This window comes from Bacillus sp. TH22 (genome assembly GCF_016651015.1).
In the GTDB taxonomy this organism is placed as follows: Bacteria; Bacillota; Bacilli; order Bacillales; family Bacillaceae_G; genus Bacillus_A; species Bacillus_A mycoides.
This window is the reverse complement of the sequence record NZ_JAEKER010000001.1, coordinates 3,024,612-3,044,680: the sequence shown is the minus strand read 5'-3', so window position 1 is coordinate 3,044,680 and position 20,069 is coordinate 3,024,612. Positions and strand designations below refer to the sequence as shown.

At 38.1% G+C, this 20,069-nt stretch carries 21 protein-coding genes, 1 tRNA gene and 2 rRNA genes; 23 read left to right on the top strand and 1 reads right to left on the bottom strand.

Annotation, left to right across the window (positions count from 1 at the left end; translation table 11 throughout):
- The first annotated feature begins 1 nt into the window (after position 1).
- The 12 genes from JFU18_RS15470 (at position 2) to rsmI (ending at position 9,953) form a co-directional block, all read left to right on the top strand.
- A tRNA-Ala gene (locus JFU18_RS15470) sits at positions 2-77 on the top strand.
- A 79-nt stretch (positions 78-156) separates the two neighbouring features.
- Positions 157-3,081 (top strand): 23S ribosomal RNA (locus tag JFU18_RS15465).
- A 49-nt stretch (positions 3,082-3,130) separates the two neighbouring features.
- Positions 3,131-3,246 (top strand): 5S ribosomal RNA (rrf, locus tag JFU18_RS15460).
- Positions 3,247-3,445: 199 nt separating this feature from the next.
- The gene (locus JFU18_RS15455; protein WP_002091596.1) at positions 3,446-3,625 is read left to right on the top strand and encodes a sigma factor G inhibitor Gin; all 180 of its coding nucleotides are present in this window, start codon (positions 3,446-3,448) and stop codon (positions 3,623-3,625) included.
- A gap of 79 nt (positions 3,626-3,704) precedes the next feature.
- Positions 3,705-5,126, top strand: coding sequence for an aminotransferase class I/II-fold pyridoxal phosphate-dependent enzyme (locus JFU18_RS15450; protein ID WP_201032238.1), 1,422 nt, complete (start codon positions 3,705-3,707; stop codon positions 5,124-5,126).
- Position 5,127: 1 nt separating this feature from the next.
- Positions 5,128-5,754: a dTMP kinase gene (gene tmk / locus JFU18_RS15445; protein ID WP_002009634.1), complete on the top strand. Its 627-nt coding sequence runs from the start codon at positions 5,128-5,130 to the stop codon at positions 5,752-5,754.
- 35 nt (positions 5,755-5,789) lie between these two features.
- Complete coding sequence (gene holB, locus JFU18_RS15440) at positions 5,790-6,773, top strand: DNA polymerase III subunit delta' (RefSeq protein WP_002009636.1); 984 nt, start codon at positions 5,790-5,792, stop codon at positions 6,771-6,773.
- Positions 6,774-6,778: 5 nt separating this feature from the next.
- Entirely contained in the window at positions 6,779-7,606 is an 828-nt protein-coding gene (locus JFU18_RS15435; protein ID WP_002009637.1) for a PSP1 domain-containing protein, read from the top strand.
- Positions 7,607-7,620: 14 nt separating this feature from the next.
- On the top strand, positions 7,621-7,971 hold the full coding sequence (gene yabA / locus JFU18_RS15430) for a DNA replication initiation control protein YabA (RefSeq protein WP_002009639.1): 351 nt from the start codon (positions 7,621-7,623) through the stop codon (positions 7,969-7,971).
- 120 nt (positions 7,972-8,091) lie between these two features.
- On the top strand, positions 8,092-8,832 hold the full coding sequence (locus JFU18_RS15425) for a tRNA1(Val) (adenine(37)-N6)-methyltransferase (protein WP_201032239.1): 741 nt from the start codon (positions 8,092-8,094) through the stop codon (positions 8,830-8,832).
- A complete protein-coding gene (locus JFU18_RS15420; RefSeq protein WP_002130207.1) occupies positions 8,819-9,109 on the top strand; it encodes a GIY-YIG nuclease family protein in 291 nt (96 codons plus the stop codon). The genes JFU18_RS15425 and JFU18_RS15420 overlap by 14 nt, the downstream gene beginning before the upstream one ends.
- Positions 9,078-9,953: a 16S rRNA (cytidine(1402)-2'-O)-methyltransferase gene (gene rsmI, locus JFU18_RS15415; protein WP_002138891.1), complete on the top strand. Its 876-nt coding sequence runs from the start codon at positions 9,078-9,080 to the stop codon at positions 9,951-9,953. The genes JFU18_RS15420 and rsmI overlap by 32 nt, the downstream gene beginning before the upstream one ends.
- Positions 9,954-9,973: 20 nt before the next feature.
- Here rsmI and JFU18_RS15410 read toward each other — a convergent pair whose 3' ends face one another.
- Complete coding sequence (locus tag JFU18_RS15410; protein ID WP_002063374.1) at positions 9,974-10,258, bottom strand: transition state genes transcriptional regulator AbrB; 285 nt, start codon at positions 10,256-10,258, stop codon at positions 9,974-9,976.
- Positions 10,259-10,750: 492 nt separating this feature from the next.
- Here JFU18_RS15410 and metG point away from each other — a divergent pair, with 492 nt between their 5' ends.
- From metG to spoVG, 11 genes are all read left to right on the top strand, one after another.
- The gene (gene metG / locus JFU18_RS15405) at positions 10,751-12,760 is read left to right on the top strand and encodes a methionine--tRNA ligase (protein WP_085308552.1); all 2,010 of its coding nucleotides are present in this window, start codon (positions 10,751-10,753) and stop codon (positions 12,758-12,760) included.
- A gap of 165 nt (positions 12,761-12,925) precedes the next feature.
- Positions 12,926-13,693 (top strand): TatD family hydrolase, encoded by a 768-nt coding sequence (locus tag JFU18_RS15400; protein ID WP_085308555.1) that lies wholly within the window; start codon positions 12,926-12,928, stop codon positions 13,691-13,693.
- 260 nt (positions 13,694-13,953) lie between these two features.
- Complete coding sequence (rnmV, locus tag JFU18_RS15395; RefSeq protein WP_002029323.1) at positions 13,954-14,511, top strand: ribonuclease M5; 558 nt, start codon at positions 13,954-13,956, stop codon at positions 14,509-14,511.
- Entirely contained in the window at positions 14,508-15,386 is an 879-nt protein-coding gene (gene rsmA, locus JFU18_RS15390; RefSeq protein WP_002091590.1) for a 16S rRNA (adenine(1518)-N(6)/adenine(1519)-N(6))-dimethyltransferase RsmA, read from the top strand. The genes rnmV and rsmA overlap by 4 nt, the downstream gene beginning before the upstream one ends.
- A 117-nt stretch (positions 15,387-15,503) precedes the next feature.
- The gene (yabG, locus tag JFU18_RS15385) at positions 15,504-16,367 is read left to right on the top strand and encodes a sporulation peptidase YabG (protein ID WP_002009651.1); all 864 of its coding nucleotides are present in this window, start codon (positions 15,504-15,506) and stop codon (positions 16,365-16,367) included.
- A 238-nt stretch (positions 16,368-16,605) separates the two neighbouring features.
- Positions 16,606-16,869, top strand: a complete 264-nt coding sequence (gene veg / locus JFU18_RS15380; protein ID WP_002009653.1) for a biofilm formation stimulator Veg — start codon at positions 16,606-16,608, stop codon at positions 16,867-16,869.
- Between the two features lie 91 nt (positions 16,870-16,960).
- Complete coding sequence (gene sspF / locus JFU18_RS15375) at positions 16,961-17,140, top strand: acid-soluble spore protein SspF (RefSeq protein ID WP_002094215.1); 180 nt, start codon at positions 16,961-16,963, stop codon at positions 17,138-17,140.
- Positions 17,141-17,336: 196 nt separating this feature from the next.
- Positions 17,337-18,206, top strand: a complete 870-nt coding sequence (gene ispE, locus JFU18_RS15370; RefSeq protein ID WP_012260164.1) for a 4-(cytidine 5'-diphospho)-2-C-methyl-D-erythritol kinase — start codon at positions 17,337-17,339, stop codon at positions 18,204-18,206.
- Positions 18,207-18,260: 54 nt separating this feature from the next.
- Positions 18,261-19,109 (top strand): pur operon repressor, encoded by an 849-nt coding sequence (gene purR, locus JFU18_RS15365; protein ID WP_002091587.1) that lies wholly within the window; start codon positions 18,261-18,263, stop codon positions 19,107-19,109.
- Between the two features lie 123 nt (positions 19,110-19,232).
- Positions 19,233-19,607: a RidA family protein gene (locus JFU18_RS15360; protein ID WP_000869819.1), complete on the top strand. Its 375-nt coding sequence runs from the start codon at positions 19,233-19,235 to the stop codon at positions 19,605-19,607.
- Positions 19,608-19,759: 152 nt separating this feature from the next.
- Positions 19,760-20,053 (top strand): septation regulator SpoVG, encoded by a 294-nt coding sequence (gene spoVG / locus JFU18_RS15355; RefSeq protein ID WP_000454042.1) that lies wholly within the window; start codon positions 19,760-19,762, stop codon positions 20,051-20,053.
- Positions 20,054-20,069 lie beyond the last annotated feature (16 nt).

Sequence of the window (20,069 nt, the reverse complement as noted above, 5' to 3'; positions counted from 1 at the left end):
CGGGGCCTTAGCTCAGCTGGGAGAGCGCCTGCCTTGCACGCAGGAGGTCAGCGGTTCGATCCCGCTAGGCTCCACCAAAAAGCTATTTTATATAGCAAATGGTATGTTCTTTGAAAACTAGATAACAGTGTAGCTCATATTTTTTAATTTTAGTTTGGTTAAGTTAGAAAGGGCGCACGGTGGATGCCTTGACACTAGGAGTCGATGAAGGACGGGACTAACGCCGATATGCTTCGGGGAGCTGTAAGTAAGCTTTGATCCGAAGATTTCCGAATGGGGAAACCCACTATACGTAATGGTATGGTATCCTTACCTGAATACATAGGGTATGGAAGACAGACCCAGGGAACTGAAACATCTAAGTACCTGGAGGAAGAGAAAGCAAATGCGATTTCCTGAGTAGCGGCGAGCGAAACGGAATCTAGCCCAAACCAAGAGGCTTGCCTCTTGGGGTTGTAGGACATTCTATACGGAGTTACAAAGGAACGAGGTAGACGAAGCGACCTGGAAAGGTCCGTCACAGAGGGTAATAACCCCGTAGTCGAAACTTCGTTCTCTCTTGAATGTATCCTGAGTACGGCGGAACACGTGAAATTCCGTCGGAATCTGGGAGGACCATCTCCCAAGGCTAAATACTCCCTAGTGATCGATAGTGAACCAGTACCGTGAGGGAAAGGTGAAAAGCACCCCGGAAGGGGAGTGAAAGAGATCCTGAAACCGTGTGCCTACAAATAGTCAGAGCCCGTTAATGGGTGATGGCGTGCCTTTTGTAGAATGAACCGGCGAGTTACGATCCCGTGCGAGGTTAAGCTGAAGAGGCGGAGCCGCAGCGAAAGCGAGTCTGAATAGGGCGTTTAGTACGTGGTCGTAGACCCGAAACCAGGTGATCTACCCATGTCCAGGGTGAAGTTCAGGTAACACTGAATGGAGGCCCGAACCCACGCACGTTGAAAAGTGCGGGGATGAGGTGTGGGTAGCGGAGAAATTCCAATCGAACCTGGAGATAGTCTGGTTCTCCCCGAAATAGCTTTAGGGCTAGCCTTAAGTGTAAGAGTCTTGGAGGTAGAGCACTGATTGAACTAGGGGTCCTCATCGGATTACCGAATTCAGTCAAACTCCGAATGCCAATGACTTATCCTTAGGAGTCAGACTGCGAGTGATAAGATCCGTAGTCAAGAGGGAAACAGCCCAGATCGCTGACTAAGGTCCCAAAGTGTGTATTAAGTGGAAAAGGATGTGGAGTTGCTTAGACAACTAGGATGTTGGCTCAGAAGCAGCCACCATTTAAAGAGTGCGTAATAGCTCACTAGTCGAGTGACTCTGCGCCGAAAATGTACCGGGGCTAAATACACCACCGAAGCTGCGAATTGATACCAATGGTATCAGTGGTAGGGGAGCGTTCTAAGTGCAGTGAAGTCAGACCGGAAGGACTGGTGGAGCGCTTAGAAGTGAGAATGCCGGTATGAGTAGCGAAAGACGGGTGAGAATCCCGTCCACCGAATGCCTAAGGTTTCCTGAGGAAGGCTCGTCCGCTCAGGGTTAGTCAGGACCTAAGCCGAGGCCGACAGGCGTAGGCGATGGACAACAGGTTGATATTCCTGTACCACCTCTTTATCGTTTGAGCAATGGAGGGACGCAGAAGGATAGAAGAAGCGTGCGATTGGTTGTGCACGTCCAAGCAGTTAGGCTGATAAGTAGGCAAATCCGCTTATCGTGAAGGCTGAGCTGTGATGGGGAAGCTCCTTATGGAGCGAAGTCTTTGATTCCCCGCTGCCAAGAAAAGCTTCTAGCGAGATAAAAGGTGCCTGTACCGCAAACCGACACAGGTAGGCGAGGAGAGAATCCTAAGGTGTGCGAGAGAACTCTGGTTAAGGAACTCGGCAAAATGACCCCGTAACTTCGGGAGAAGGGGTGCTTTCTTAACGGAAAGCCGCAGTGAATAGGCCCAAGCGACTGTTTAGCAAAAACACAGGTCTCTGCGAAGCCGTAAGGCGAAGTATAGGGGCTGACACCTGCCCGGTGCTCGGAAGGTTAAGGAGAGGGGTTAGCGTAAGCGAAGCTCTGAACTGAAGCCCCAGTAAACGGCGGCCGTAACTATAACGGTCCTAAGGTAGCGAAATTCCTTGTCGGGTAAGTTCCGACCCGCACGAAAGGTGTAACGATTTGGGCACTGTCTCAACCAGAGACTCGGTGAAATTATAGTACCTGTGAAGATGCAGGTTACCCGCGACAGGACGGAAAGACCCCGTGGAGCTTTACTGTAGCCTGATATTGAATTTTGGTACAGTTTGTACAGGATAGGCGGGAGCCATTGAAACCGGAGCGCTAGCTTCGGTGGAGGCAGCCGGTGGGATACCGCCCTGACTGTATTGAAATTCTAACCTACGGGTCTTATCGACCCGGGAGACAGTGTCAGGTGGGCAGTTTGACTGGGGCGGTCGCCTCCTAAAGTGTAACGGAGGCGCCCAAAGGTTCCCTCAGAATGGTTGGAAATCATTCGTAGAGTGCAAAGGCATAAGGGAGCTTGACTGCGAGACCTACAAGTCGAGCAGGGACGAAAGTCGGGCTTAGTGATCCGGTGGTTCCGCATGGAAGGGCCATCGCTCAACGGATAAAAGCTACCCCGGGGATAACAGGCTTATCTCCCCCAAGAGTCCACATCGACGGGGAGGTTTGGCACCTCGATGTCGGCTCATCGCATCCTGGGGCTGTAGTCGGTCCCAAGGGTTGGGCTGTTCGCCCATTAAAGCGGTACGCGAGCTGGGTTCAGAACGTCGTGAGACAGTTCGGTCCCTATCCGTCGTGGGCGCAGGAAATTTGAGAGGAGCTGTCCTTAGTACGAGAGGACCGGGATGGACGCACCGCTGGTGTACCAGTTGTTCTGCCAAGGGCATAGCTGGGTAGCTATGTGCGGAAGGGATAAGTGCTGAAAGCATCTAAGCATGAAGCCCCCCTCAAGATGAGATTTCCCATAGCGTAAGCTAGTAAGATCCCTGAAAGATGATCAGGTTGATAGGTTCGAGGTGGAAGCATGGTGACATGTGGAGCTGACGAATACTAATAGATCGAGGACTTAACCATATAATATGAAGCGAATGTTATCTAGTTTTGAAGGAATATACCTTCATAGTTTGGTGATGATGGCAGAGAGGTCACACCCGTTCCCATACCGAACACGGAAGTTAAGCTCTCTAGCGCCGATGGTAGTTGGGACCTTGTCCCTGTGAGAGTAGGACGTCGCCAAGCAAGATAAAAACACAAGTCTTTTGACTTGTGTTTTTTTGTTTTTAAACAGTACATGAAAGAAGTAAAGGGAATACATAAGTAATACAAACACGTTGCCCAAGAATAAATCATATTATATAAGAAGTTGATGTATATTTTTCAGAAATTTGTTAAGGAATAGAGGTATATAATATGTTTATTTAAAAAGGGAGGAAAGATTATGAAATTACCAAGTGAAATTTGCATCGTTTGTGAGACAAAAAGAGGGGAAGGAATATATGTATATAATAATTTAATATGTTACGAGTGCGAAAGAAATCTGGTGAATACTGAGACAAATGACCCGAAGTATATACATTATTTAAAACAACTGCGAAAATTGGAAGTATCATATTTTTAAATAGGCATTATGCCTATTATTTTTTTTGCCCTAATATCTGTATAATAGATACAGAATGAATAATAAGGAAGAGATATATATGAATCAAAATCGTATGCCTTTATATGAGGCGCTAATGGAATTTAAAGAAAGGCGACTACTATCTTTTCATGTTCCGGGTCATAAGAATGGTTTAAACTTCCCTCAGAAAGCTTCAGGGGGGTTTAAGGACATATTATCAATTGATGTAACAGAGTTAACAGGATTAGATGATTTACATAGCCCGTTTCAATGTATAGATGAAGCACAGCAATTATTAGCTGAAGTATATGGCGTGCACAAAAGTTATTTTTTAATTAATGGTTCAACAGTTGGAAATTTAGCAATGATTTTGTCTTGCTGCGGCGAACATGATATTGTCCTCGTACAAAGAAATTGTCATAAATCGATCATTAATGGTTTGAAATTAGCAGGGGCTAATCCGGTCTTTTTAAATCCATGGATTGATGAAGTACATAACGTACCAGTAGGTGTTCATGATGAAATTATTAAGGAGGCAATTACAAAGTATCCAAATGCAAAAGCACTTATTTTAACACATCCTAATTACTATGGTATGGGAATTGATTTAGAGGCAAGTATCGCTTACGCACATGCACATAAAATTCCTGTTCTAGTAGATGAAGCCCATGGGGCACATTTTTGTATAGGGGACCCCTTCCCGAAGTCAGCATTAGTTTATGGTGCGGATATTGTGGTTCATTCCGCACATAAAACATTACCTGCGATGACAATGGGATCTTATTTACATATAAATAGCCGTTTGGTGAGCGAAGAAAAAGTTTCCTCCTATTTAAGTATGCTACAATCTAGTAGCCCATCGTATCCAATTATGGCTTCTCTTGATATAGCACGTTTTGCAATAGCAGTTATAAAGGAAGAGGGTCATGATGAAATCGTTGAGTTTTTACGCCGATTTAAAGAAGGATTGCGATCTATCCCACAAATAGCCATTTTGCAATATCCATCGCAAGATGAATTAAAAGTTACGGTGGAAACTCGCTGTCAGTTATCGGGGTATGAATTACAGTCTGTATTTGAAAAAGTCGGTATATATACGGAAATGGCAGATCCATATAACGTCCTATTTATATTACCGTTACAAGTAAATGAGGGGTATATGAAAGCTATAGAGATCATTCGATTAGCTATGCAGCAATATAAGGTAAAAGACAAGCCAGCATCAATTCGTTATACTTATAAAGGGGAGATTTCCCCTTTACCGTATACGTATAAACAATTAGAGAGATACGAAACGAAGTTAGTGTCTATAGAAGAAGCCGTTGGTATGATAGCTGCAGAAATGGTGATTCCGTATCCACCTGGAATTCCATTGATCATGTATGGAGAGAGAATTACTCAAGAACATACAAAGCAAATTACTCATTTAGAGAAAACAGGGGCTCGTTTTCAAGGTAGTACGAAATATATGAACGTGTATGATATAGAAAGTAGGTTTTAGGATGAAGGGATTATTTGTAACAATTGAAGGGCCAGAAGGTTCGGGTAAAACAACATTAATTAAAAGTTTATTACCATATTTTGAGCAAAAGGAACAAAAGGTAATGGCGACCAGAGAACCGGGTGGTATTGCAATTTCTGAAGATATTAGAACAATTTTACATAAACAAGAGTATACGATGATGGAAGCACGTACAGAGGCGCTCTTATATGCTGCTGCACGTAGACAACATTTAGTGGAAAAAGTTATGCCAGCACTTGAGGAAAACTATCTTGTACTATGTGATCGTTTTATAGATAGCTCTTTAGCATATCAAGGATATGCAAGAGGCTTAGGTATGGATAAAGTATTTGAAATTAATCGTTTCGCAACGGAAGATTGTATGCCTAGTTTAACAATCTATTTAGATATTGAGCCAGAGGTAGGTTTAGCACGAATTGGAAAAGATGCAGGACGTGAAGTAAATCGACTAGATATGGAAGATATCTCTTTCCATAAACGTGTGCGTGAAGGGTATTTACAAGTTGTAGAGCGTTTCTCTAATCGCATTGTATTAGTAAATGCTGATCAACCAATGAAAAAACTTATAGAAGAAGTTGTTCAGATTATAGAAGATAAATTGTTATAATAGAAGGAAAGAATGAAATAAGTGAGGTATGCAGTATGATAAATACGTGGGAGCAGCTTTCTGCTATACAGCCCATCGGTGTCAAAATGTTGATGAATAGCATTGCAAAAGAGCGTATATCCCACGCTTACTTGTTAGAGGGAGGGAAAGGGACTGGGAAGTTCGCCACAGCAATTCAAATGGCAAAAAGTTTTCTCTGTTCACAAAGAAATGGTGTAGAGCCTTGTCATGTATGTACGAATTGTCGCCGAATTGATTCAGGTAACTACCCAAACTTACATATTGTAAAACCAGATGGATTATCTATTAAAAAACAGCAAATTCATGATTTACAAGAAGAGTTTTCAAAAACAGGATTAGAAGCAAATAAAAAAGTATATATTATTGAGCATGCAGATCGTATGACAGCAAATGCAGCGAATACGCTTTTAAAGTTTTTAGAAGAACCAAGTAGTGATACAACAGCTATTTTACTTACTGAACAAAGTCATCAGATTTTAAATACAATCTTATCTCGTTGTCAAGTTGTTACGTTTAGGCCGTTGCCTACAGAATCTTTAATTAAGAGGTTAGAGGAAGAAGGTATTACAGTTTCTTTATCTACACTTGCTGCGCAGCTTACAAATAGTTTTGAAGAAGCTTTATTAATGTGTAATGATGAATGGTTTGCACAAGCGAGAGCTTTAGTGATAAAATTATGTGAAGCGCTCGAAAAAGATAAGGCCTCTATTTTTTTTGTACAAGAAAAATGGGGGAAGCACTTTGGAGAGAAAGAACAATTACAGCAAGGCTTAGATATGTTACTCCTTATTTATAAGGATTTATTATATGTTCAACTTGGAGAAGAAGATCGTCTTGTTTTTCATGAGCAGAAAGAGATGTTTGAATCCTTTTCTTATGCTCAGAAGCGCATTGTATCAGCTCTCTTTAATATATTAGAGGCAAAAAATAGAATCAACGCTAATGTAAATGCGCAGCTTGTGTTCGAACAGTTAGTGTTGCGGTTGCAGGAGGGATGACCGTTTTGTATGATGTAGTAGGTGTTCGCTTTAAGAAGGCCGGAAAGGTATATTACTTTGATCCAAATCAGTTCGATATCTCAGAAAATGAGTTTGTAATTGTAGAAACGGTAAGAGGTATTGAGTACGGAAAAGTAGTTATTACCAAAAAGCAAGTTGATGAAAATGACGTTGTATTACCGCTAAAAAAAGTTATTCGTATTGCAAATGAAAATGATCGTACCATTGTTGAAGAGAATAGGCATGCTGCGAAAGAAGCATATCAAGTTTGTCAACAAAAGGTAGGAGAACATAATCTTGATATGAAGCTTGTAGATGTAGAGTATACGTTCGATCGTAATAAGATTATTTTTTACTTTACTGCGGATGGTCGGATTGATTTCCGGGAACTAGTGAAAGACTTAGCGGCAATTTTTAGGACAAGAATTGAGCTGAGACAGATCGGCGTTCGTGACGAAGCAAAAATGCTTGGTGGTATTGGTCCATGTGGTCGTATGCTTTGTTGTTCTACTTTTTTAGGAGATTTTGAACCTGTATCCATTAAAATGGCAAAGGATCAAAATTTATCATTAAATCCTGCAAAAATCTCTGGTTTATGTGGTCGCTTAATGTGTTGCTTAAAATATGAGAATGATGAATATGAGGCAGCAAAGGAACAACTTCCTGATTTAGATCAACGTATACAAACACCGCACGGTACTGGCCGTGTTATCGGATTAAATATTTTAGAAAGATTAATTCAAGTGGAACTAGTAGACAAGGAACGGATAGTAGAATATACGTTAGATGAATTAATGAATAAAGGGGTCGTTTCGAGTCAAACCACAGATTAATGAGGTGGGTGCTTGTGGAGAAAAAAGATATTTTTGCATCGGTTTCTAGTATGGAAGAGCAAATTGGACATTTATACAAACAGTTGGGAGAATTAAAACAACATCTTGCAGAATTATTGGAAGAAAACCAACATATAAAAATGGAAAATGAAAATTTGCGACATCGTTTTGAAGAAGTGCAGAACAAGGAAAAACAAAAAACTCAAAAACGCAAAGAAATGAAGGCGAAGACAGATATTGGTGAAGGCTACGATAATCTAGCGAGACTATATCAAGAAGGTTTTCATATTTGCAATCTACATTATGGAAGTGTACGTAAAGAGGGAGATTGTTTATTCTGTCTGTCATTTTTAAATAAAAAGTGAGATTACCTTTCCAATATAATTGGAAAGGTAATTTTTTATACATGAGAGTAGAATGAAATTTATTTTTACATTAATAGAAGATGAAATAGGGTAGGTTAAGTGTAAGAAAGGGAGCAATATATGAATTTATATGAAGATGAGCGTTTAGATTACTTATTAGCGCAAGATATGAAGATTGTACAAAGTCCATCAGTATTTAATTTTTCTTTGGATGCTGTTTTACTTGCAGATTTTGCTTGGGTGCCAATTCAAAAAGGTAATTTACTTGATTTGTGTACAGGTAACGCAGTTATCCCTCTTTTATTAAGTACAAGGACAAAAGGGAAAATTACAGGTGTAGAAATTCAAGAGCGCTTATATGATATGGGAATAAGAAGCGTTCAATACAATAATTTAGAAGAAAGAATTCATTTAATCCATGGAGATTTGAAAGATATGCCGGAGAAACTTGGACGTCATCAATATGATGTTATAACATGTAATCCTCCTTATTTTCAAACACCACAAACTTCTGAGAAGAATATGAATGAACATTTAGCGATAGCTCGTCATGAAATTATGTGCACACTAGAAGATGTTGTATACGCAAGTAGCCAGCTAGTGAAACAGGGTGGGAAAGTAGCATTTGTACATCGTCCAGGTCGTTTACTCGACATCGTCACATTAATGCGTAAATACAAAATTGAACCGAAACGTGTGCGATTTGTTTATCCTAAGGCTGGTAAAGAAGCGAATACATTGTTAATTGAAGGAATTAAGGATGGGAATGCAGATTTAAAAATCTTACCACCTCTTTTTGTATATGAAGAAAACAATGAATATACAAAGGAGCTTCGTTCAATTTTATATGGAGAAGAATAAGCATTGTTTTTATGTGGTGGAGTGTTCTGATGGAAGTTATTATGCTGGATACACGAATCATATAGAAAAACGGATTCAGACCCATAATAGTGGAAAAGGTGCTAGATATACACGCGCTAGACTTCCAGTTGTTTTAAAATATGTAGAGGATCACGAGGATAAACGAACGGCTATGCAAGCTGAGTATCACTTTAAGCAGTTAACGAGGAAAAAAAAAGAAGAATATATGCAAAAAGGAGAACGCTATGTGGCAGCAAAAAAGCTTTCAGCAAAATGAAAAGGGAGTTTTATATTTAGTACCGACTCCAATCGGAAATTTAGAGGATATGACATTTCGTGCAATCCGAATTTTAAAAGAGGCAGACATTATTGCAGCGGAAGATACAAGGCAAACGAAGAAACTTTGTAATTACTTTGAAATTGAAACACCAGTTATGAGCTATCATGAGCATAATAAAGGAGTAAGTGGACGGAAAATTTTAGATAAGTTAGAAGAAGGTAAGACTGTAGCCATTGTGAGCGATGCTGGTATGCCATGTATTTCAGATCCTGGTTATGATATCGTTGTAGAGGCTGTAGCAGAACAATATCATGTTATCCCGCTTCCTGGAGCAAATGCAGCCCTTACAGCATTGATTGCATCAGGACTTGAGACAAAACATTTTTATTTCTATGGTTTCCTGCAAAGAAATAAAAAGGGACGTAAGCTTGAATTAGAAAAACTACGCTATATTCCAACTACAATGATGTTTTATGAGGCGCCACATCGTTTAGATGACACTTTAATCTCTATGCAAGAAGTATTAGGAAATAGGGAAATCGTATTATGTCGTGAGCTAACGAAAAAATTTGAAGAGTTTATTCGTGGAACAATTGAAGAGGCGATTGAGTGGACGAAGCAAAATGAAGTTCGTGGTGAGTTTTGTATTTTAGTAGCAGGTTCAACAGAAGAACCTACTCAAGAAGAACAATGGTGGGAAGTTATTTCAGTATATAATCATATTGAACATTATATAAATGAAAAAGGTATGAATTCAAAAGAAGCGATTAAAACAGTCGCTAAAGACCGAGATTTGTCGAAACGTGATGTATATCAAATCTATCATGTTGATAAAAAATAAGCTTCTCATAATTGAGAAGCTTACTTTGCTGTTTCGATATAATCTTGAAGTTCGTTTAAGACTTGTTCAGCGCCTTCTTTGCTTAAGATAATTTTACCTTCAGCTAAAGATAGGTTACCATCAGATACTTCACCAGTTACTTGGCAAGTCATGTTTGGTTTATATTTCTTTAAGATGATTTTTTCTTCATCAACGTAGATTTCAAGAGCGTCCTTTTCTGCAATACCTAAAGTGCGGCGTAATTCGATTGGAATTACTACACGACCTAATTCATCAACTTTACGAACGATACCAGTAGATTTCATAATTCTTTTCCTCCTAAATAAATAGTTTATAAGTTTCGAGTCTATTTTTTGATTCGTCATTTTTCGACAAAATACCCTATGGACATATGATACCAATCATTTACATTTCCGTCAATTCTTAAATTCTATATTTTTAAAAAAGATTTATAGATTTTTATACTTCTTATATATGATAGAATGTAAGTCATTTCTACAATTGTTTGTATTATTTTTTTGTAATGTTTATACTTTTCGGGAAATATATTGTATATTTTTTTGAATATGAGTAATAGATGATAAAGATATCGAGCATTAACTCGTTTTTATCCCGCTATTTGCGAGCAGTAAGACTCCCACTTCAAAATTTAGCCGGAGCAAAGAAGTTAAGTGGGAGTCGGGCTGCTCGTAAAAGCCCGATTGGTGTGGGCTAATAATCCATGGGAGATGAACCCTCCCCACGGATTAAAGTTTCACTTTATATATGAGTTTTTGATATACTGTTTATAAATACATATGAGGTTATTCGGGAGGTCCAAAACGATGAAAGAGGAAAATAAGTCCTTTTATATTACTACCCCAATTTATTATCCAAGTGGAAAGTTACACATTGGACATGCTTATACGACGGTAGCAGGAGATGCGATGGCACGATATAAGCGTATGCAAGGATACAATGTTCATTATTTAACAGGAACTGATGAGCATGGACAGAAGATCCAAAAGAAAGCAGAAGAACTAAATGTTACACCACAGGCATATGTGGATAACATTGTATCAGGGATTAAAGAACTTTGGGAGAAGATGGATATCTCTTATGATGATTTTATTCGTACAACTGAAGATCGTCATAAAGATGTTGTTGAGAAAATCTTCAAGCAGCTAGTAGATCAAGGCGATATTTATCTTGATGAATATGAAGGTTGGTATTCTGTACAAGATGAAACATTCTATACAGCGCATCAATTAGTAGATCCAATTATGGAAGGTGACAAAGTAGTTGGTGGAAAAAGCCCAGATAGTGGTCACGCTGTAGAACTTGTTCGCGAAGAGTCTTATTTCTTTAGAATGGGTAAATATGTAGACCGACTATTAAAGTTCTATGAAGATAACCCACATTTCATTCAGCCGGAGTCCCGTAAAAATGAAATGATTAATAACTTCATTAAACCAGGATTAGAAGATTTAGCTGTTTCTCGTACTTCATTTGACTGGGGAGTTCGTGTTCCAGGTAACCCAAAACACGTTATTTACGTATGGGTAGATGCGTTGTCTAATTACATTACTGCATTAGGATATGGAACAGAAAATGAAGAGAAGTATAAAAAATTCTGGCCAGCAGATGTCCATTTAGTTGGGAAAGAAATCGTTCGTTTCCACACAATTTATTGGCCAATTATTTTAATGGCTTTAGATTTACCACTTCCGAAGAAAGTCTTTGCTCATGGCTGGATTTTAATGAAGGATGGAAAAATGAGTAAGTCAAAAGGAAACGTAGTAGATCCAGTTACATTAATTGATCGTTACGGATTAGATGCATTGCGTTACTACTTACTTCGCGAAGTTCCATTTGGATCGGATGGAGTATTCACACCAGAAGGATTTGTTGAACGAATCAACTTTGATTTAGCGAATGATTTAGGTAACTTATTAAATCGTACAGTAGCTATGATTGATAAATACTTTAACGGGGAAATCCCTGCATTTAAAGCAAATGTAACTGAGTTCGATGAAACGTTAGTGACATTTGCCAAAGATACATTGAAAAAAGTAGAAGAGGCAATGGAGAATATGGAATTCTCTGTAGCGCTAAGTTCCATTTGGCAATTAGTTAGCCGTACGAACAAATATATTGATGAAACGCAGCCGTGGGTATTAGCGAAGGATGAGAATGATCGCGAAAAACTTGCGTCTGTAATGGCCCACTTAGCTGAGGTACTTCGTCAAACAGGTATTATGCTTATGCCATTCCTAACAGTAGCACCAAGTAAGATGTTTGCTCAACTTGGACTTACTGAAGAGGCGCATAAATCTTGGGAAAGCCTATCTACAATTGGATGTATTCCAGCTGGAACAAAAGTAGAAAAAGGAAACCCAATCTTCCCTCGTTTGGAAATGGAAGTAGAAGTGGGGTATATTAAAGAACAAATGCAAGGTTCTGCTCCTAAAGTAGAAGAGAAAAAAACAGAAGAACCAAAGGCAGAAGAAATTACAATTGATGATTTCTTTAAAGTAGAATTGCGAGTAGCTGAAGTAATATCCGCTGAACCTGTGAAAAAAGCAGATAAGTTGTTAAAAATTCAGCTTGATTTAGGTACAGAGAAGCGCCAAGTGGTTTCTGGGATTGCTAAATTCTATTCCCCAGAAGAACTAAAAGGTAAAAAGGTTATTTGTGTAACGAATTTAAAACCTGTAAAATTACGTGGTGAATTATCACAAGGTATGATTTTAGCAGGTGAAGAGAATGGCGTATTGTCATTAGCATCAATTGACCAGAATTTACCAAATGGTACAAAAATCAAGTAATTGAGACAAGAAAAGAGATGTTTCACGTGTAACATTGGTGAAGCGTCTTTTTTCTTTTTACATTCCGTTTTTTGCATTAAAATTGAAGTATTGTTATCGTTAAGTTAGAAAGAGTGTAGTTTTTCTATGAGAGAATTGATTTCAATATAAAAGGAGTTATTTATTATGTTGTTTGATACACATTCACATTTAAATGCAGAGCAATTTGAAGAAGATTTACAAGAAGTTATCGCGAGAATGAAAGAAGCGGGAGTTACATATACAGTTGTTGTTGGATTTGATGAAGTAACGATAAAGAAAGCAATTGAATTGGCAGAGGCTTATGATTTTATTTACGCTGCAGTTGGATGGCATCCTGTTGATGCAATCGATATGAAAGAAGAACATTTAGCTTGGTTAGAAGAATTAGCGGCTCATCCTAAAGTAGTTGCAATTGGAGAAATGGGATTAGATTATCACTGGGATAAGTCTCCAAAAGAAGTACAGAAGGAAGTATTCCGTAAACAAATTGCATTAGCGAAAAAGGTGAAATTACCGATTATTATACATAACCGCGATGCAACTCAAGATATTGTTGATATCCTAGAGGAAGAGAATGCAGCTGAAGTAGGGGGCATTATGCATTGCTTTAGCGGTAGTGTAGAAGTAGCGCAGCGATGTGTCGATATGAACTTTTTAATTTCATTAGGTGGTCCAGTAACATTTAAAAATGCCAAGAAACCGAAAGAAGTTGCTATGGAGATTCCGTTAGAAAAATTATTGATAGAGACAGATTGCCCGTATTTAACACCCCACCCATTTCGAGGGAAACGAAATGAACCTAGTTATGTAAAACTGGTAGCAGAAGAAATTGCGAATTTAAAAGGAATTTCTTATGACGAAGTAGCACAAGTAACAACAAAGAATGCCAAATCCTTATTTGGTGTTGAATAAAAAAGAATGGGGAGTCCCATTCTTTTTTTATTTTTTGAGAAGAGAGATAGTAGAAGTGATAAGAACCAACTATTTACTCATAACATAAGTGTAGAAATATTGCGGATAAATTAAGATGGAGATAGAAGTGTTACAATAAGGATAGTGAACAAAGATTTTTCTCTTCTACTTTTTAAAATGTACGATTGGGAAAATAATAATGGAAAAGTCGTCATTTTTTTGTTTTACTAAGTAGAGATGAAAAGAGTGTGGAGGCAAGCATGAAAATTAAAGAGATTATCGTTGTAGAAGGTAAAGATGATACAGTTGCGATTAAACGTGCTGTTGATGCGGATACAATCGAAACGAACGGTTCAGCAATCGGTGATCACGTTATTGAGCAAGTTAAATTAGCGCAGCAAAAACGAGGCGTTATTATTTTCACAGATCCGGATTATCCTGGAGAGCGTATTCGAAAAATTATTTCTGACAAGGTTCCTGGATGTAAGCATGCTTTTTTAACGAAGGAAGAAGCACTTGCTAAAAGGAAAAAAGGTGTTGGAATCGAACATGCTTCTAATGAGTCGATTCGCCGTGCTTTAGAGAATATACATGAAGAAATGGAAGCTTACACAAGTGAAATTAGTTGGAGTGATCTAGTCGATGCGGGCTTAGTGGGCGGAGAAATGGCAAAGAGTCGCAGAGAAAGAGTGGGTAAGCTATTAAAGATTGGTTATACAAACGCAAAACAGTTACATAAACGTTTACAAATGTTTCAGGTTTCAAAGGAATCATTTGCAGAAGCTTATAAGCAAGTAATACAGGAGGAAAAAAAATGAAGGATATCGCAACACCAAATCGTACGAAAGACATTGTTGAAAAGTATGGATTTTCATTCAAAAAAAGTTTAGGACAAAATTTTTTAATTGATACGAATGTATTAAATCGTATCGTTGATCACGCAGAAATCGGTTCAGAAAGTGGCGCAATTGAAATTGGACCAGGTATCGGTGCGTTAACCGAGCAATTGGCGAAGCGTGCTAAAAAAGTAGTGGCTTTTGAAATTGATCAGAGGTTATTACCAATTTTAGACGAGACGTTAGCTCCATATAGCAACGTTACAGTTATAAATAAAGATGTACTAAAAGCAGATGTACATGAAGTGTTTAGTGAGCAATTTGAAGAAGGACAAGATGTAATGGTAGTAGCTAACTTACCATACTATATTACAACGCCAATTTTATTTAAATTGCTTGAAGAAAAATTACCGGTTCGTGGATTTGTTGTTATGATGCAAAAAGAAGTTGGGGATCGTTTAGCTGCTAAACCAGGAACGAAAGAGTATGGTTCTTTATCAATTGCCATTCAGTATTATACAGAGGTAGAAACAGTTATGACTGTACCGCGTACAGTGTTTGTGCCACAACCAAATGTTGATTCTGCGATTATCCGTCTTCTAAAGCGTCCTAAACCAGTTGTAGAAGTGACAGATGAAACTTTCTTCTTTGAAGTAGTACGAGCAAGTTTCGCACAGCGTCGTAAAACTTTAATGAATAATTTATCAAATAATTTAAATGGTTTCCCGAAAGATAAAGAGCTGTTGGATCGAATTTTGACAGAAGTAGGAATTGATCCGAAGCGAAGAGGCGAAACGCTATCTATCGAAGAGTTTGCAACATTAAGTAATGCATTAATTCTTCATAAATTGTCATAAGAATATGAAAGGGACAGTTCAACTTGAGCTGTCCCTTTTGTCACCTTTCCTTTCCTAAATTCATACTTTAAAAACAGGTAAGATGGCCTAACGAGTTTGGAGTTTGGAGGTAGGAGAATGGATTTACATGTTGGAGAATTAGTTGAACGATATTCTCATAATAGGGATATTCTTTTTCGTATTATAGAAATAAAAGGCGATATGGCAATATTATTTGGAGAGGAAATTAGACTTGTGGCGGATGCACCACTTGCAGATTTAGTTAGTATAGATCAACGAGAACATAAAAATAGAGTGAAGCGTGAAAAAGAAACGATGGAGCGTACTTACCGGTTGTTTCAGCAAGATTACGTGTTGATGAAACAAAGACATGAACATAATTCAACTGGTGGATATACAAGTGAAGTGAATTATTTTCAAATGCCAGGACGTGTATTGCATATAGATGGAGATCCTTTATATTTGCGCAAGTGCTTAGATTTATATAATAAAATAGGCGTTCCTGTTCAAGGTATTCATTGTAAGGAAACGGAGATGCATGAAAAGGTAGTAGACTTAATAGATCATTTTCGCCCAGACATTTTAGTTATTACAGGACATGATGCATATACAAAGTCAAAAGGAGTTATGGGAGATTTAGCAGCATATAGACATTCTAGACATTTTGTACAGGCCGTTCGAGAAGTGCGGAAAAAGTATCCATCGTTAGATCAACTCGTTATTTTTGCTGGGGCTTGTCAATCACACTTTGAGGCGTTGATTCGGGCAGGTGCTAATTTTGCTAGTTCACCGTCTAGAATTAATATTCATGCTCTAGATCCTGTATATGTAGTTGGCAAAATTAGTTTCACTTCATTTATGGAAAGAGTAAATGTATGGGACGTTGTGCGTAATACAATTACTGGCGAAAAGGGACTAGGCGGAATTGAAACAAGAGGGATTTTACGAACAGGATTGCCCTTTCAACATTATGACGAATGAGCAAGGTACATACGTATCTTGCTTTTTTATGTGGAAATGATTTAAATGAGTCTGGATAAAAAGCGGCAAGAACGTGCAGACTATACAATGATACTTTTAGAATATAGTATTTCTTCTATCTATTTGAACGCATGATGCTTTTATAATGATATTGTCTGTGAATTGCGGTTAATAATTGGGATAGATATATCGTGTTTTAAGTGTTCAATCTAAATTACAGCGAGGTGTAGCAAAGTATATGTCAAAACGTTTAGATGAAATTAAAAGCGAATTAGATCACCATCTTGGACAGCGACTTATGTTAAAGGCAAATAGTGGGAGAAGAAAAACTGTGGAGCAATCAGGTGTACTTGCAGAAACGTATCGTTCTGTGTTTGTTGTACAATTAGACCAGCAAGAAGATGCATTGCAACGTGTATCTTATAGTTATGCAGATGTTTTAACAGAGACAGTAGAGCTAACATTTTACGATGAATCTCAAAATGAAGTATTTTATAATTAATGTATTTTTTGTTACATATATTCCCATAAATGAAAAGCTATATTATTTTGCATACTAATTATACCGTAGCAAAATAAGGAGGGACTCTGCATTGAGTAGACGAAGAGGAGTCATGTCAAATCAATTTAAAGAAGAGCTTGCAAAAGAGCTTGGCTTTTATGATGTTGTTCAGAAAGAAGGATGGGGCGGAATTCGTGCGAAAGATGCTGGTAATATGGTGAAACGTGCTATAGAAATTGCAGAACAGCAATTAATGAAACGAAACCAGTAGTTGTAAGATACTTTCTATGCTACGGTAGCCGAGGAGAGATTCCTCGGCTTTTTGCACGCTAAAAGGTGGCATCATTTGACATAAGTAGTTTCATTCTGAATGCTTTTCGATATAATTAGGGAAGTGTCATCGTCTTACTATAAATTTATGGTAAAATAAACGATAAAAGATTGAGTACATAGAGTGGGTGAATAGATTGAAGCTACTAGTGAAAGCACCAGCAAAGATTAATCTGTCGTTAGATGTACTGGGAAAAAGACAAGATGGATATCATGAAGTGAAAATGATTATGACAACAATCGACTTGGCAGATCGTTTAGAGCTAACGGAATTAGCAGAAGACCGTATTGAAATTTTGTCCCATAATCGGTATGTCCCAGACGACCAACGCAATTTAGCTTATCAAGCAGCGAAATTATTAAAAGTGAAGTTTAATGTAAAAAAAGGTGTGTCTATTACTATTGAAAAAACGATTCCAGTAGCCGCTGGATTAGCAGGTGGAAGTAGTGATGCAGCAGCGACATTACGTGGCCTTAATAAGTTATGGAATTTAGGGCTAACAATCGATGAATTAGCAAAGCTTGGCGCAGAAATTGGATCAGATGTATCGTTCTGTGTATATGGTGGAACTGCTATTGCCACTGGAAGAGGAGAAGAAATTGAACATATAAAGACTCCGCCTTCTTGTTGGGTTGTTTTAGCAAAGCCCCACATTGGTGTATCTACTGCTGACGTGTACGGAAATTTAAAATTAAATCGTGTTACTCATCCAAATGTAGATAAAATGGTTGAAGTCATTAACCATGGCGATTATAAAGGAATTTGTGATACTGTTGGTAACGTTTTAGAAGATGTGACGTTTGCGATGCATCCCGAGGTTGCACGTATTAAATCACAGATGAAACGCTTTGGGGCAGATGCCGTATTAATGAGTGGAAGTGGCCCAACTGTATTTGGTCTTGTACACCATGATTCGCGAATGCACCGCATATATAACGGGTTAAAGGGATTTTGCGAGCAAGTATATGCAGTGCGTTTATTAGGAGAGCGAGAAACGCTTGAATAAAGACGTATAATACGTTATGATTTGTTTAGAATATTCGTGATTTGAGGTGAGAGTATGAAAATTAGACGAAGTACAAGATTGGTCGATCTGACGTATTACTTGTTACAAAATCCTCGTCAGCTAGTTTCTCTCACTTTTTTTGCTGAAAGGTATCAATCGGCTAAATCTTCCATTAGTGAAGATTTAGTTATTATTAAGCAAACGTTTGAACAACAAGGTGTCGGCACATTGCAAACGGTACCAGGAGCAGCAGGAGGAGTGAAATATATTCCTTATATAAGTGAAGAAGAGGCAAATCTGATTATTAACGAGCTTTGTAGCTTATTTGAAAACCCAGACCGTATTTTGCCTGGCGGTTACTTATATATGACGGATCTTTTAAGTAATCCTCGCCAGATTAATGGCGCAGGTCGTTTATTTGCTTCTGTTTTTGCTAGGCAACCAATTGATGCGGTTATGACGGTAGCGACAAAAGGAATTCCGCTTGCTTATGCAGTAGCGAACTACTTAGATGTACCGGTAGTAATTGCGAGAAAAGATAATAAGGTAACAGAAGGACCCACTGTTAGTATTAACTATGTATCAGGTTCCTCTAAGCGAATCCAAACGATGACTTTAGCAAAGCGTAGCCTTCCAGAAGGGTCCAATGTTTTAATTATTGATGACTTTATGAAAGCTGGCGGAACCATTCAAGGTATGATGAGCATGCTAGAAGAGTTTAAAGCTAATGTTGTTGGGATTGGCGTATTAGTAGAGTCTACGGATATTGAAGAAAGACTTATTAATAACTTTGTATCATTAATTCGTCTGTCAGAAGTTGATGTGAAAGAAAAAGCGATTCAAGTGGAAAAGGGGAATTATGCACTTGCACCATTTGATAAAGGGCTTGTAGAGGCTGAGTAAAAAGGTAAAGCAGATAGCTTTACCTTTTTTTATTCCTATTTATAAATTACAAAATAGATGGACAAACTGCCTTTGGTACACTATTTTTAAAGAGTAAAAATAAATAATAAAAGGGTGAAAAGTATGAAAGTTGTTCAAACAAGCAAAGCACCACAGGCAATCGGACCATATTCACAAGGGATTATTGTAAATAATATGTTCTATAGTTCAGGACAAATTCCGTTAACGGCAAGTGGAGAACTTGTAACAGGAGATGTAACAGTACAAACAGAGCAAGTATTTGAAAATTTACAAGCGGTATTAGCAGAAGCAGGTGCTTCATTTGATACAGTGGTAAAAACAACAGTATTCTTGAAGGATATGGATGATTTTAATGCTGTTAATGAAGTATACGGTTCTTATTTCTCTACTCATAAACCAGCGCGTTCTTGTGTACAAGTAGCAAAATTACCGAAAGATGTTTCTGTTGAAATCGAAGTAATTGCCCTAGTTAAGTAACTCTTTGTAAGCGATAACCTCTACTAATCCTTATATTCAACTACAATAAAAATTTTTATCTTAAAAATTTTTAAAAAATTAAAGGGAAAATAGAAAATTTGTGGAATTTATACAAATATATCGCTTATTTAGAAAAGGGTGGTGAACACAAGATGGAAGTGACTGACGTAAGATTACGCCGCGTAAACACAGAAGGCCGCATGAGAGCAATTGCCTCTATTACTCTAGACCATGAATTTGTTGTTCATGATATTCGTGTAATTGATGGTAATAATGGATTATTTGTAGCAATGCCAAGTAAACGTACTCCAGATGGAGAATTCCGTGACATTGCACATCCAATTAATTCTAATACACGCTCTAAAATTCAAGATGCGGTTTTAACAGAGTATCATCGTTTAGGCGAGTTAGAAGAGGTTGAGTTTGAAGAAGCAGGCGCTTCGTAAAATTCGAATGAAAAGG

Coding starts and splice junctions, on each gene's coding strand:
- JFU18_RS15455 (WP_002091596.1), top strand. CDS start 3,446: ATGAAATTACCAAGTGAAATTTGCATCGTTTGTGAGACAAAAAGAGGG.
- JFU18_RS15450 (WP_201032238.1), top strand. CDS start 3,705: ATGAATCAAAATCGTATGCCTTTATATGAGGCGCTAATGGAATTTAAA.
- tmk (WP_002009634.1), top strand. CDS start 5,128: ATGAAGGGATTATTTGTAACAATTGAAGGGCCAGAAGGTTCGGGTAAA.
- holB (WP_002009636.1), top strand. CDS start 5,790: ATGATAAATACGTGGGAGCAGCTTTCTGCTATACAGCCCATCGGTGTC.
- JFU18_RS15425 (WP_201032239.1), top strand. CDS start 8,092: ATGAATTTATATGAAGATGAGCGTTTAGATTACTTATTAGCGCAAGAT.
- JFU18_RS15420 (WP_002130207.1), top strand. CDS start 8,819: ATGGAGAAGAATAAGCATTGTTTTTATGTGGTGGAGTGTTCTGATGGA.
- rsmI (WP_002138891.1), top strand. CDS start 9,078: ATGTGGCAGCAAAAAAGCTTTCAGCAAAATGAAAAGGGAGTTTTATAT.
- JFU18_RS15410 (WP_002063374.1), bottom strand. CDS start 10,258: ATGAAATCTACTGGTATCGTTCGTAAAGTTGATGAATTAGGTCGTGTA.
- metG (WP_085308552.1), top strand. CDS start 10,751: ATGAGGTTATTCGGGAGGTCCAAAACGATGAAAGAGGAAAATAAGTCC.
- JFU18_RS15400 (WP_085308555.1), top strand. CDS start 12,926: ATGTTGTTTGATACACATTCACATTTAAATGCAGAGCAATTTGAAGAA.
- rnmV (WP_002029323.1), top strand. CDS start 13,954: ATGAAAATTAAAGAGATTATCGTTGTAGAAGGTAAAGATGATACAGTT.
- rsmA (WP_002091590.1), top strand. CDS start 14,508: ATGAAGGATATCGCAACACCAAATCGTACGAAAGACATTGTTGAAAAG.
- yabG (WP_002009651.1), top strand. CDS start 15,504: ATGGATTTACATGTTGGAGAATTAGTTGAACGATATTCTCATAATAGG.
- veg (WP_002009653.1), top strand. CDS start 16,606: ATGTCAAAACGTTTAGATGAAATTAAAAGCGAATTAGATCACCATCTT.
- purR (WP_002091587.1), top strand. CDS start 18,261: ATGAAAATTAGACGAAGTACAAGATTGGTCGATCTGACGTATTACTTG.
- JFU18_RS15360 (WP_000869819.1), top strand. CDS start 19,233: ATGAAAGTTGTTCAAACAAGCAAAGCACCACAGGCAATCGGACCATAT.
- spoVG (WP_000454042.1), top strand. CDS start 19,760: ATGGAAGTGACTGACGTAAGATTACGCCGCGTAAACACAGAAGGCCGC.